Source organism: Pantoea sp. EKM21T (assembly GCF_011800405.1).
In the GTDB taxonomy this organism is placed as follows: Bacteria; Pseudomonadota; Gammaproteobacteria; order Enterobacterales; family Enterobacteriaceae; genus Pantoea; species Pantoea agglomerans.
The window spans coordinates 256,767-269,523 of the sequence record NZ_JAALFV010000003.1 but is presented as its reverse complement, the minus strand read 5'-3'; the positions used below and the strand labels follow the sequence as shown (position 1 = coordinate 269,523).

Annotated in this window: 9 protein-coding genes; 5 read left to right on the top strand and 4 right to left on the bottom strand. The window is 57.3% G+C overall.

What is annotated here, in order from left to right; translation table 11 throughout:
- Nucleotides 1–11: 11 nt before the first annotated feature.
- From HFD87_RS07565 to HFD87_RS07555, 3 genes are read right to left on the bottom strand one after another with little or no spacing between them, the layout of a single operon-like run.
- A complete protein-coding gene (locus HFD87_RS07565) occupies nt 12–1,640 on the bottom strand; it encodes an MFS transporter (protein WP_050679367.1) in 1,629 nt (542 codons plus the stop codon).
- Complete coding sequence (locus tag HFD87_RS07560; RefSeq protein ID WP_010670329.1) at nt 1,627–2,049, bottom strand: DoxX family protein; 423 nt, start codon at nt 2,047–2,049, stop codon at nt 1,627–1,629. Before HFD87_RS07560 ends, HFD87_RS07565 begins: the two co-directional genes overlap by 14 nt.
- 2 nt (nt 2,050–2,051) lie before the next feature.
- The gene (locus tag HFD87_RS07555; protein ID WP_167423185.1) at nt 2,052–3,929 is read right to left on the bottom strand and encodes an amidohydrolase; all 1,878 of its coding nucleotides are present in this window, start codon (nt 3,927–3,929) and stop codon (nt 2,052–2,054) included.
- Nucleotides 3,930–4,216: 287 nt separating this feature from the next.
- On the opposite strand from HFD87_RS07555, the gene HFD87_RS07550 reads away from it, so the two are divergent.
- Genes HFD87_RS07550 through HFD87_RS07530 form a run of 5 tightly spaced genes read left to right on the top strand, consistent with a single transcriptional unit; the run spans nt 4,217 to nt 11,414 of the window.
- Nucleotides 4,217–4,909 (top strand): hydrolase, encoded by a 693-nt coding sequence (locus HFD87_RS07550; protein WP_010247179.1) that lies wholly within the window; start codon nt 4,217–4,219, stop codon nt 4,907–4,909.
- Between the two features lie 59 nt (nt 4,910–4,968).
- Nucleotides 4,969–5,190, top strand: coding sequence for a XapX domain-containing protein (locus HFD87_RS07545; protein ID WP_033773924.1), 222 nt, complete (start codon nt 4,969–4,971; stop codon nt 5,188–5,190).
- Nucleotides 5,191–5,192: 2 nt separating this feature from the next.
- Nucleotides 5,193–5,447: a XapX domain-containing protein gene (locus HFD87_RS07540; RefSeq protein ID WP_010247172.1), complete on the top strand. Its 255-nt coding sequence runs from the start codon at nt 5,193–5,195 to the stop codon at nt 5,445–5,447.
- Between the two features lie 43 nt (nt 5,448–5,490).
- On the top strand, nt 5,491–5,874 hold the full coding sequence (locus HFD87_RS07535) for a response regulator transcription factor (protein WP_010670332.1): 384 nt from the start codon (nt 5,491–5,493) through the stop codon (nt 5,872–5,874).
- A complete protein-coding gene (locus tag HFD87_RS07530; RefSeq protein ID WP_167423184.1) occupies nt 5,874–11,414 on the top strand; it encodes an AAA family ATPase in 5,541 nt (1,846 codons plus the stop codon). Before HFD87_RS07535 ends, HFD87_RS07530 begins: the two co-directional genes overlap by 1 nt.
- A 29-nt stretch (nt 11,415–11,443) precedes the next feature.
- On the opposite strand, the gene HFD87_RS07525 is transcribed toward HFD87_RS07530, so the two are convergent.
- Entirely contained in the window at nt 11,444–12,064 is a 621-nt protein-coding gene (locus HFD87_RS07525; protein ID WP_022624303.1) for a response regulator transcription factor, read from the bottom strand.
- Nucleotides 12,065–12,757: the final 693 nt, after the last annotated feature.

The window sequence follows — 12,757 nt, the reverse complement described above, 5'->3', positions numbered from 1 at the left end:
TGGTGTGCCAGTCACGCTGGCGCCACCAGATAGCGAACCTCGGGTGAATGTTCACCCTGATGAAAAGCGAAAACCCGTCGCTCTATCTTTTTGTCGTTGATGGTGTAGCGCTCTTTCTGACGCAGATGCTCAACCCAGGAGCCGACGACAAACGTCTCAACGAAAATGCCGGGCTGCAGAATATCTTCATACAGTGACCAGTTGATGGCGCCACCGCGACGCCTGACCCGCCGCATATCCTGCATGCAGACGGTAAAGGCATGTGCATCATCAATAGTAATCCGGTATTCGTAATTCACCATCACCGGGCCGCGTTCATGACGAATATCCAGTGCGGGCGCGTTGACGCCATCACCAATCATATCGAGATTGAGGTCGGGATCCTGGTCGAGACGCCAGCGCCAGACGGTGCTGCTGGCCAGCACCATGCCCAGTGCGGCGATGCAGAGCGACAGCGGAATGCTGAAGTGCGAGGCGAGCTGTCCCCAGAGTGCGCTGCCGGCGGTCATGGAGCCGAAGAACACCGTCAGATAGACCGCCAGCGCGCGGGCTTTCACCCATTTCGCGGCGCTGCGCTGTGCGCCGAGATTCAGCGTCGAGAGCACGGCAATCCAGGCAAATCCGGTAAAAAATTCAAACGCATTCAGTAGCCAGAAGTGACGTACAAAAGCCAGAGCCAGCATGGTCAGGGCGAAAACAAGACTGGCGAGTACCATCAGGCGATCGGAGCTCAGGCGACGACGCAGGCGTGGCAACAGCACCGCGCCGGAAATCGCGCCAACACCGATACAGGCCAGCATGATGCCGTAGCCGCCAGGGCCCAGGCCGAGTTCACGACGCGCCACCAGCGGCAGCAATGCCCAGCCCGCACTGCCAAACAGGAAGAAGGCAAAGGTTCGCACCAGCACATTACGCAACACCGGTGCCGCGTGAACGTAGCGCAGTCCGGCACGTACCGCCGGAAAGAAGTGTTCGGGCGGGAGGCGCTGCACGCTCGGCTCCGCCTTCCAGCGCCAGAGCACCCAGGCGACGCCCAGCACTGATAGCGCATTGAGCAGGAAGACCATCCAGGGACCAGTGAACGAGAGGATCAGGCCACCCAGCGCCGGGCCGATGGCACGACTGATATTAATACCGAGTGAGTTAAGGGCAATGGCCGCGCCCAGCTCCGGTTTCGACACCAGATCCGGCACTACCGCCTGAAATGGCGGTGAACTCATGGCGGCACCGGCGCTCAGCAAGAAGGCTGCCACCAGCAGCACCTCGGGAGTGACATGGCCGGTCCAGGCGAGCACCGTCAGTCCACAGGCGGCGATAAAGGTCCATAGCTGGGAAAACAGCAGATATTTGCGGCGGTCAACGATATCCGCCATCACGCCTGATGGCAGCGCGAACAGGAACATCGGCAGGCTGCTGGCCGCCTGCACCAGCGCCACGGCCAGCGGATCGGCACTCAGCGTCAGCATGCTCCAGTTCACACCCACATCGTTCATCCATGAACCGATATTGGAGACGACGGTGGCGATCCACAGCATGCGGAACACCGGCCTGCGTAGCGGCTGTAACGGCGAAATCTCGCCAGCGGCCTGAACCTCAGGCTGCTCCTGCTCCAGCTGGTGGATATCATTAACCTGCGCCATGACGAACCCCCTGATGTTTCACCGCGCCGATTCGCCAGCCGCCAGGCCCGGTCAGCGCCAGCGTGGTAAAGATAATCAGCAGCAGCCAGCCGAACTGGCCTTCTGCCAGTGACCAGCCAGGGTGTACCACCAGCATCGCGACCAGCAGCACCGCGATGATCGGCAGGCAGGCAATCCGGCTACCCCAGCCGAGAATAATAAAGATCGGGCAGATGACTTCTGCCACTATCGCTGGCAGCAGGCTCATCATCGGTCCCAGACCAAACGGGTCTTCTATACGCGTCAGTTCTTCGCTGAAATGCAGAATTTTCGGCAGTCCATGCACCTGTAACAGCAGCAGACTGCCGGTCAGGCGCAGGAAGAACAGCCCCGCGTTGATGCGGGGCGATTGAGTGATAGCGTTATTCATGATTAAAACGCGAAGCAGCTGCAGCCGAGCGCGCCCCAGAAGGCGTTATCTTCGGCAACCGGAACGCTGGAACCATGGGCGATCTCATGCGAGTGGCGATGAACACCGCAGGGGCCGCTGCATTGGTGCACAGCGGGCATCATACCCGCACGGCTCTGCGCAACCGGCGGAGCGCTGCGATAGTGACCTGGCACATTCACTACCGGTGACCACTCAGGCAGAACCGGAAGAGCGGGCGGCGCATCCGCGCTGAACGATCCGGCAGCATAGACAATATTGCCATCCACCACCGTCAGCACTGACTCAATGCCTTTAATTTCCTCTTCCGGCACGCTGAAGAAGTCTTTGCTCAGCACGGCCAGATCCGCCAGAAGACCTACCTGAATCCGACCTTTTTTATTTTGTTCGCTGGAGAACCAGGCGCTGCCCTGAGTCCAGAGCATCAGCGCCGTTTCGCGGTCAAGGCGGGCATTGACGTCATACATCTGCATGCCGCCCACGGTGCGTCCGGAAACCAGCCAGTAGAGCGCGGTCCAGGGGTTATAACTGGCGACGCGGGTTGCATCGGTGCCGAGTCCGACCGGGACGCCGGTTTCCAGCATTTTCTGAACCGGTGGGGTATGGCGGGTGGCTTCAATGCCGTAGCGTTCGGCAAAGTATTCGCCCTGGAATGCCATGCGATGCTGCACCGCAATGCCACCGCCCAGCTCTTTGATACGATCGATATTGCGCTGAGTGACGGTTTCCGCGTGGTCAAAGAACCAGTGCAGACCATTGAACGGGATATCGCGGTTGACCTTCTCAAAGACATCCAGCATCCGGCTGATCGACTCGTCATAGGTTGCATGCAGACGGAAAGGCCAGCGATGTTCCACCAGATGACGCACCACGCGCTCCAGCTCATCCTCCATGCCAGGCGCTAAGTCCGGACGTGGCTCCAGGAAATCTTCGAAATCGGCGGCCGAGAACACCAGCATTTCGCCTGCGCCGTTGTGACGGAAATAGTCGCTGCCCTGGCCTGGCGTCAGCATATCCGTCCACTTCTCAAAATCTTCCAGTTCATGCCCCGGACGCTGAGTGAAGAGGTTGTAGGCGATACGCAGCGTCATCTGCTTTTTCTGATGCAGTTCAGCGATCACTTCGTAATCTTCGGGATAGTTCTGGAAGCCGCCGCCCGCATCAATGGCGCTGGTCAGACCCAGTCGATTCAGCTCGCGCATAAACTGACGGGTCGAGTTGATCTGCTGTTCCAGCGGCAGTTTCGGTCCTTTGGCCAGGGTGGCGTAGAGGATCATCGCATTGGGACGGGCGATCAGCAGGCCGGTGGGATTGCCGTTGCTGTCGCGCTGGATTTCGCCACCCGGCGGGTTCGGTGTCTCTTTGGTGTAGCCGACGACTTTCAGCGCTGCGCGGTTGAGCAGGGCGCGGTCATAAAGATGCAGCACGAAAACTGGCGTGTCGGGGGCCGCTTCGTTGATCTCATCCAGCGTCGGCATCCGTCGCTCGGCAAACTGGAACTCGGTCCAGCCGCCTACCACACGCACCCACTGCGGTGACGGCGTGCGCAGCGCCTGCTCTTTCAGCATTCGCAGCGCATCGGCAACCGACGGAACCCCTTCCCAGCGCAGCTCAAGGTTGTAGTTCAGACCACCACGTATCAGGTGCAGGTGGGAATCGTTCAGGCCCGGCACGGCGGTGTGACCTTTCAGATCGATCACTTTAGTGCCGTCGCAGTAATACTCCATCGCCTCTGCCAGTGTCCCTACCGCAACGAATTTGCCATCACGAATCGCAACGGCTTCTGCCACCGGATTGCTGCGGTCAACAGTATGAAATTTGCCATGGGTCAGTATCAGTTCTGCTTTACCCAGCGTAACCATAGATCCTCCTCAACGGGGTTGTCCGACATAGTGCGGGACAGGAAGTGCCGCAGATAACAGGGCACGAATAAGCCGGATTATGGTGAGCGGGTTAATGCGTCGTCTAGTTATACAGAGGGATACCTATACCTTCGTATAGTTATACGCAGAGATAATAGTTTGCCTTCGCCCGTCGCCCTACACTGCGACCAGACAGCCAGCAGCAGGACGTTAAACCTGCACTGACCGTCCTTTTGCTCCGCGCCAATTGGCGAAAATTCCGTTACATAACCTCTATGGGTGAACGCATGTCCAACGCTAAGCTTGAAGTCCTCACGCCACATAACAGCCAGATTATTTTCATCGACCAGCAGCCGCAGATGGCCTTTGGCGTGCAGTCGATTGACCGCCAGGTGCTGAAAAACAACACCGTTGCGCTGGCGAAGGCGGCGAAAGTCTTCAATATCCCTGCCATCATTACCACCGTCGAAACCGAAAGCTTCTCGGGCCACACCTATCCTGAACTGCTGGATGTGTTTCCGGGTCAGGACATTCTGGAGCGCAGCTCAATGAACTCCTGGGATGACCAGAAAGTGCGTGATGCGCTGGCCGCGAACGGCAAGAAAAAAGTGGTGGTGTCCGGTCTCTGGACGGAAGTGTGTAACAACAGCTTTGCGCTGTGCGCAATGCTGGAAGGGGATTACGAGATCTATATGGTGGCGGATGCGTCAGGCGGCACCACCAAAGAAGCGCACGACTACGCGATGCAGCGCATGATTCAGGCGGGTGTGGTGCCGGTCACCTGGCAGCAGGTCATGCTGGAGTGGCAGCGTGACTGGGCGAACCGTGACACTTACGATGCGGTGATGAACATCGCCAAAGAGCATTCAGGTGCCTATGGCATTGGTGTGGATTATGCCTACACCATGGTACACAAAGCGCCGTCACGTCAGAAAAGTGAACACCGTACCCTGGCACCGGTTCACGCACCGGTCCGCTAAGGGGCGTCCTGCTGATCGGCTTACGTCTGCCGGTCAGCAGGCATAACAGGAGTCCGGTTATGAATCCTTTACTGCTTTCTCTGGCTGCAGGGGTATTGATTGGCCTGCTTTACGGCCTGCTAAAGGTGCGTTCACCGGCTCCGCCCGCGATTGCGCTGGTGGGGCTGCTGGGGATGTTGCTGGGTGGGGCGCTGGTGCACGCAGTCTTGCCCGCAGAGCATACGACCACCCTGCAGCGATCGGATGCGCCGTTTGTTACACCTGTTTCGCGGGTAAGCTGAACATGTTGAAATCCTACATTATTTCTCTCACGGTGGGGCTGCTTGCCGGGGTAATCTATGCCCTGATCAACGTGAACTCTCCGGCACCGCCGGTTATTGCTTTAGTGGGACTGTTTGGCATGCTGGTGGGCGAGCAGTTGATCCCGCTGGGTACGCGTCTGTTCCGCCGGCAGCCGGTGACGCTGAAGTGGTTTCGCCATGAGTGTGTGCCAAAAATCAGTGGGACACCGCCACCCGATGGCGATGACCACCCTTAAGTCCTCGCGTGCCGTACGATGAGGCGTTTCAGAGGATAACTGCATGGCGCTGTCACAGCGTATTGTCATTGTGGATGATGAACGCGCGGTCCGCAGTGGACTCAGCAATCTGTTGCATTCAGACGGCTATTCGACCCGATTATTTGAGTCAGGTGAGGCGCTGCTGAGCGATGACGATGCGCTTTCAGAGGTGGGCATGCTGATCATCGATGTCGGACTCAAGGGCATGTCCGGCTTTGAGCTATTCACTATTTTGAAACAGCGGGCAGGTCTGCCACCGGTGATTTTTATCTCAGCAGATCTGGAAGAGACCACCCTGTGGTATGCCATTGCCTTGGGTGCCGTGACTTTTTTGCGAAAGCCGATTGATGTTGATACGCTGCTGACACTGATCCGTTGCGAGTTATCTCAGGGAAAGGTGCGCTGATGAGCATGCTTTCGGTTAATTTTCAGGAGAGTGACGACGCAGGGATCGCGATTGAAGATTTCGACACGCTGACGCCGCTGGCGCAGGATGGCTGCCTGCTCTGGATGCTGGCGCGCCGTCACTCAGGTGAGTCGCTGATAATCGCCACCGGACAGAGTGACGACGTCACGTTTCAGGCGACGCAGCGGCTGAAAAATGAGCGAGCGCTGGCCGCTTATCTTTCGCCCCGCTGGGCCATCACCGCGACGGGCACCACCCGTTACCTCAACCGCTATGCGCTGATCTACCCCACGTTTCCGTTTCGCAGCCTGGCGAATAACCTCGCGACCCCTCCCGATAAAATCGCTGACTTCCTGCAGGTTGCATTGCAGCTTTGCTACACGCTCGGCCAGGCGCATCATCAGGGCATAGTGCATGGGGATATCAAGCCGGGCCATTTTTTTATCAGCGACGATGGCCGGTTCCGGCTGGGCGGGTTTGGTCTCGCCTCGCTGGCGGCGCAATCGGCGGAAAAAAACAGCCTGCGCGTCTCAGGCGGTACGCTGGCCTATATGTCACCTGAACATACCGGCCGCACACCGCATCCGGTCAGTAGCCTCAGCGATCTCTACAGTCTGGGTGTCGTGCTGTATGAGTATCTCACCGGTAAGTTGCCGTTTGGCTCACCGGATGCGGGGGAGGCGGAGTGGATTCATCATCACATCGCCAGTGCACCCCGGCCAGCCGGACAGGTCAGAGAGGATGTGCCGCCGATGCTCTCTGTGATTCTGCTGCGTCTGCTGGCAAAGTCACCTGCTGACGGGTATCAGACCGTGCAGGGGCTGATGGCTGATTTACGCCGCTGTCAGGCGACGCTGACCGCAGAAAACACCATTGCGCCGTTCACGCCCGGTCTGCAGGAGCGGTTCAGCACCAGTTTCCGGCCCGAGACACTGTTCACGCAACATCCGCAGGCTCGCGTACTGTTGACGACGCTGGATGCGGTCAACCGTACCGGCACGCAGAGCCTGGTGATGCTGAGCGGTGCGCCCGGCTCGGGTAAGTCCGCCATTATCGCTTCCGCCCTGAAAACCCTGCAGCACCGACAGATTCTGCTGGCCGCCAGCAAGGCCGATCAACATTCGCCTGCCGCACCTTATGCCGCAGTCGCCTCAGCGTTTCGCACAGTCACGCTTTATCTGCTGGGATTGTCAGCCCTGGAGCTAAGCAAATGGCGGGTTCGCCTGTTGCGCTTGCTGGGTGGCTATACCGATTTAGCCATTGAACTGGTGCCTGAACTAAAACAGCTGCTGAATATCCGGACAGTGCAGCCGGTGGTGCGCCATGCCCCGGACGCCCGCGAGCAGTTTAATCAGATGGCGTCTGCGCTTATCCAGGCCTTTGCCACGCCGGGCCGTCCGCTGGTGATGCTGATTGATGATGTTCACTGGGCAGACAATGCCACGCTGCAACTGCTGGAAAATCTGATTACCCGTAATGAGCATCTGCCTTTTATGCTGGTGCTCGCCTTCCGGGAGGGTGAGTCGATGCCCTGTCCGATGATTGCCGGGTTTCTGCTGCGCCTCAGAGCATCAGCGGCACGTGTCGTGGCGCTGACGCCGCAGCCGCTCAGTGTTAAAAGCATCACCCGCTGGCTGGCGGGAATGCTGCATACCCGTCCCGGCGGCAATCGTGAGCTGGCACAGATTATCTTTGAGAAAACCGGCGGTAATCCGCTCTCGATGCAGGAGTTCTTCCGTCAGGCGGTGGATGATGGGGTGATTGTCTATCGTCAGAACCCGCTGAAGTGGCATTACGACAGCCAGGCGCTGATTGCGCGTCAGTACACCGACAATGTGGCGACGCTGGTATTAAATCAGCTGGCGCGGATGCCGGAGGCTACACGCCAGCTGCTGGGTTCGCTGGCCTGTCTGGGGGCCAGCGGTGAACTGTCGCTGTTAAGTCATATCAACGCGACGTCCGTATCGCGGATTCAGCAGCAGCTTGAGCCTGCCGTCAGCGGCCGTTTTATAACCCTGACTGGCGGGAACTACGCCTTTACCCATGACCGGGTGCATAACGCGGCGTTTTTACTGCTCGACCTCCGGCAGCAACACTCTCTTCATCAACAGGCGGCGGCATGGCTGTCGGCCGCGGTTGTAAATGCCGATCACAGTGAGACGCTGTTCCGCGCGGCTTATCACATCGGCATGATTGCTGAACTGCCGCTTAGTGTCGCAGACCGTGAACGCTATTATCCCCTCTGTTTACGTGCTGCGCAGGGAGCGAAACGTGCCGGAGATTATCTCTCGGCGCTGCGCTATCTGCGCAGCGCCCAGCAACTCAGCCAGCGGATGGTGACCGGCAATGACTTTATGCTGGGCATCGATGAGGCGGAGTGCGAATTTCTGCACGGTAATCTGACGACCGCGCAAAAGCTCTGTACCCGACTGCTGAGTGAACCAGGCACGCTCAGTGAAAAATCGATGGCAGCCTGTCTCTCTGCTGAAATTCATATGCGTCAGTCCGACAACCATCTGGCGCTGGAAACTGCGCTCGCCTGGCTGGCTGTCTTTGGTGTGCATCTCAGGCGTGATCCGGACGACGCGGAGATTGACGCCGCCTGGCAGGCGATCAGGGCGCGGATCGGCGATTCCCCGCAAGCGGCTTTTTCCCGACTGCCACGCAACACCGATCAGGAAACTGAGTCGGTGCTGAACCTGATGGCCAGCACCATTTTTGTCTCTGCCTACGACTGCCCGCAGCTGCATCTGTTGCTGGTCTGCCGGATGCTGGAGATGACGCTGGATCACGGCGTGACCGGTGCTTCTGCGTTTGGTCTCGCCTGGTTCAGCGTGCTGATCAGCGAACGTTATCAGGCCTGGCATTTTGGCTATGCCTGCGGCCGGGTGGCCCGTGAGCTGGTGGAGCAGCATGACTTTACCCGCTATAAAGCCCGCACGCTGCTGCCTCTGGATCAGCTGGGGATCTGGACGCAGCCGCTGGATGTCGCCGTAGAGAGTGCCCGTGAAAGTTTTCGCGTCGCGGTGATGCACGGTGACCGATCCTTTGCCTGCCTCTCGTTGCGTCATCAGATCATGAACACGCTGACACGCGGCGATCACCTGGAGTCGGTCATGACCTCCATTGAGCGCGGACTCGCTTTTACCCGCAAAACCTTTTATCCCGATGTTGAAAACGTGCTGGTCATGCAGAAGCAACTGGTGATGCAACTGCGGAACAGCAACGGGTTCAGGGCAGGCGATCGCGATGGCGCTTTGCCGATGGTGGCGGGCAGCGAGCCGGGCGTGATCTCTGGCCCAAAAGCGATGGTGCTGTTCTGGGCGGGATTGTATCGGGGAATGGCACATTTCTTTGCGGCAGAATACCGGGAGGCGCTGCGCTGTTTTGCAGAAATTCGTCCGCTGACCAGCGCAGTGCCCGCTTACATCTACCTGATGGATATGCATTTTTACAGCGCACTATCCCTGAGCCTGCAGCCCGGTGCGGCTGACAGCAACACGCTGCGCTGCGATCTGGACAAATTTGCGGGCTGGGCCGACCTCAATCCCGGACTCTTTGCTGATAAATATGCCCTGCTCAGGGCAGAGTGTGCCCGTCTTGCGGGCAACACGGGCGAGGCGCTGAAACAGTATGAAAATGCGATCTGTCTCTCCCGCCAGGGGGGATATCTGCACATTCATGCGCTGGCGAATCAGCTGGCTGGCCGCTACTGCAAAGCATTACAGCTAGATACCGCCGCCGATGCCTACGTTAAAGCGTCGATGAGAAGCTGGGAGAGCTGGGGCGCGCTGGCGATGGTGCGCCAGCTTGAGCAGCACTATCCGCATCTGACCACGCCGATGCAAAACAGTGCAGTGGCGACCATTCCCTTTACGCAGGATGCCTCGTTCTACGACCTGGAGAGTGTGCTGACCGCCGTGCGCGCCCTGACGGAGGAGATCAACCTTGATCGGTTGATTCATACCCTGATGCGCATCCTGCTGGAGCGGGCCGGTGCCCAGCGCTGTCGGCTTATCCGGATTCTGGATGGTACGCTTCCGGAAACGCAGGCCTGGGCAGAAAGCACGGCTGATGGCGTGCGGGTGCAGATTGTCAAAGAGCGCCCCGTCGCAACTGACCTGCCGCTATCGGTACTGGCCGCGGTCATCCGTACCGGTCAGGAGATACGTACTGGCAAGCCGGAAGAGTTCAGTCCGTTCAGTCAGGATCCTTACCTGGTGGCCTCGGGCGCTGCGGTGTTATGTGTTCCGATGTTCAGGCAGGCCAATATGGTTGGGGTGCTCTATCTGGAGAATCGCCTGATGCCCGATGCGTTCACGGCTGAGCACTCCCACATTGTTAAAACGTTGAGCGCTCAGGCGGCGGTTTCGCTGGAGACGGCGCGCCTCTACGCTGAACTGCTGGAGGAGAACAACCATCGGCGACGGGTTGAAAAGCAGCTGCGCGCCAGCAAAACCTCACTGATGCTCGGCGAGAAGATCAGTCATACCGGTACCTGGCGCTGGGAAGTGGCAGAGGACATGATGATGGTGTCTGAAGAGTATGGCCGTATTCTGGGCCTGCCAGCCCATCAAAAAGGGTTGTCGATGGCAGATTTTCTGACCCGCGTTCATCCCGATGATTATGAGTGCATCAGCGAACTGGTGACCCACAGCGTCAGTCAGGGACGTAGTATGCAGGCTGAGTTCCGTGTGCTCAGGCCGGATGGGGAATGCCGTTATATCAAAGGCATCGGAGAGCCGGTAGAAAACTTCCCCGAGGTGAAAGAGTACTTCGGCACCATTTCCGATATCACCTCGCAGCGCCAGGCAGAAGATGCCGCGCGCATGGCACAGGCGGATCTGGCCCGTGTAACGCGCGCCACCACAGTCGGGCAACTGACTGCCTCAATCGCGCACGAAATTAACCAGCCACTGATGTCGATCGTGGCCAATGCCGGTGCCAGCCTGCGCTGGTTAAAGCGTGAACCGGTGATGCTGGAGAATGCCAGCAGCAGTCTGGATGAAATTATCAAAGAGGGAAAACGTGCCGGAGAGATAATTCGTGGCCTGCAGGCGCTGACCCGCAATCATGAATCGAGCTTTGCCTCGGAAAACCTGCATCTGATCGCCCGCGATATCCTGGCGCTCTCCAGAGTGGAGCTGGAGCGACGCGGAATTTCGCTGGAGCTGAAACTGAGGGCCGGAAAGGCGGATATCTATTGCGACCGCGTTCAGATTCAGCAGGTGCTGCTGAATCTGGTAATCAATGCCATCGATGCCATGTCCGACGATTTACCACGCGCGGCGCTTTTGCGGCTGACGTCAGAGAACCCTACGCCGGACACGCTGCGTTTTGAGGTGCTGGATAGCGGCTGCGGCTTGCCGGATGGCGTGCGTGAACGGATCTTTGAGTCGTTCTACACCACGAAGAAAAGTGGCATGGGCATGGGATTAACCATCAGCAAAGGGATTATCAAAAAGCATTGTGGTGAATTAGGCGCAGAGAACCGGGCGGAAGGCGGCAGCCGTTTCTGGTTCACTCTGCCACTGGGATAATCGTATTGAGGCCAGGTGTCTGCCTGGCCTTAGCGGCGTCGGGTATGATCAATATTGAGCCGCTCTGCCGCCCGCACCAAATCGGTGAGCGACCGTGCATTCATCTTCTCCATCACCCGCCGCTTATGAACTTTAGCCGTGATCTCACTGACGCCCATTTCGGCGGCGATCTGCTTATTCAGCAGGCCGCTAATCGCCAGCAGCATGACCTCGCTTTCACGCGGTGTCAGGGTCTGATGTCGCTCCAGTATCTCCCTTCGCTCCTCGGAAGAGGCCATATTCTGCCCGGCGATCTGTAAGGCTTCTGAAACCGCCTGCAAAATACGATCGGGATCGACAGGTTTAGTCAGAAACTCATAAGCACCGGTTTTCATCGCCCGCACTGTGACCGGAATAGTCCCGAAGCCGGTTAAGAAGATAGTGGGAATGGCGTAGCCACGATCGATCAATGCCTGTGCGACATCAAATCCATCTGCGCCAGGCAGATTAATATCCAGAATCAGGCAACAGGGAAGGGGAGTAAAAGCGTGAGCCAGGAAATCATCAGCCGAAGAAAAAGAGATAACCGTGTAATCGTCGGCAGTGAGCAGATTACGCAGTGCAGCAGTCACAGCAGCGTCGTCGTCAACGATATAAACGATGGGATTCATAGGGACCTCATTTCAGCCAGGTATTTACTGATAATTTAATTAAGCATGACGCGTAAAGAGGCCCTGATGAGAAAGTGTCGGGCAGGGTTAACAGGATATTACCATAACAGTTATCATTATCATCTTATAATTATCAGCTTGTTAAAATTAAGATAAATGGCTGATAGGTATGACTAAAATGTGAGCGTCAACTCTGGGGTGGAGCGCCACTGTTCTGGGCGTAAATGCTGATAACTGTCATTTGATCGACATAGCTATGCCATAAATTGTTCGCTCACTCACGGGCAGGAGAATAGTCCCGTTTAATAGCTAAAATAATCCATAAACCCGTTATCCAGATTAAATCGTTTAAGCCTGATATGTACCGGAATAAGTTAGTGGCGGTACGTAATTAATTCGGAAGTAGTCTGTTAACTCGCGGCGGTCCTGATAATTAATTTGTCTGAGGGCAAAACGACGGATTGATAAGCGTACCGATCTTTACCCTGCGTCTTATAGCGAAAGAATATAGTTGATTATATAGTTACAACATACATTATGCTTGGTTATTAACCCTCAACTTCACCATTGTGCGGCCAGTGCTTATCAACGCGAAGCCTCTGTGCCAGATTCTGACGATCAGCCGGGTAAACCTGACCCGTATTTAGCCGGTAAGAAGTCATTACATTTAAAAAAGCCTTATCTGTCAGCAAG

Excerpts from the sequence above, each read along its gene's own strand:
- HFD87_RS07565 (WP_050679367.1), bottom strand. The coding sequence starts at position 1,640 with ATGGCGCAGGTTAATGATATCCACCAGCTGGAGCAGGAGCAGCCTGAG.
- HFD87_RS07560 (WP_010670329.1), bottom strand. The coding sequence starts at position 2,049 with ATGAATAACGCTATCACTCAATCGCCCCGCATCAACGCGGGGCTGTTC.
- HFD87_RS07535 (WP_010670332.1), top strand. The coding sequence starts at position 5,491 with ATGGCGCTGTCACAGCGTATTGTCATTGTGGATGATGAACGCGCGGTC.
- HFD87_RS07540 (WP_010247172.1), top strand. The coding sequence starts at position 5,193 with ATGTTGAAATCCTACATTATTTCTCTCACGGTGGGGCTGCTTGCCGGG.
- HFD87_RS07530 (WP_167423184.1), top strand. The coding sequence starts at position 5,874 with ATGAGCATGCTTTCGGTTAATTTTCAGGAGAGTGACGACGCAGGGATC.
- HFD87_RS07555 (WP_167423185.1), bottom strand. The coding sequence starts at position 3,929 with ATGGTTACGCTGGGTAAAGCAGAACTGATACTGACCCATGGCAAATTT.
- HFD87_RS07525 (WP_022624303.1), bottom strand. The coding sequence starts at position 12,064 with ATGAATCCCATCGTTTATATCGTTGACGACGACGCTGCTGTGACTGCT.
- HFD87_RS07545 (WP_033773924.1), top strand. The coding sequence starts at position 4,969 with ATGAATCCTTTACTGCTTTCTCTGGCTGCAGGGGTATTGATTGGCCTG.
- HFD87_RS07550 (WP_010247179.1), top strand. The coding sequence starts at position 4,217 with ATGTCCAACGCTAAGCTTGAAGTCCTCACGCCACATAACAGCCAGATT.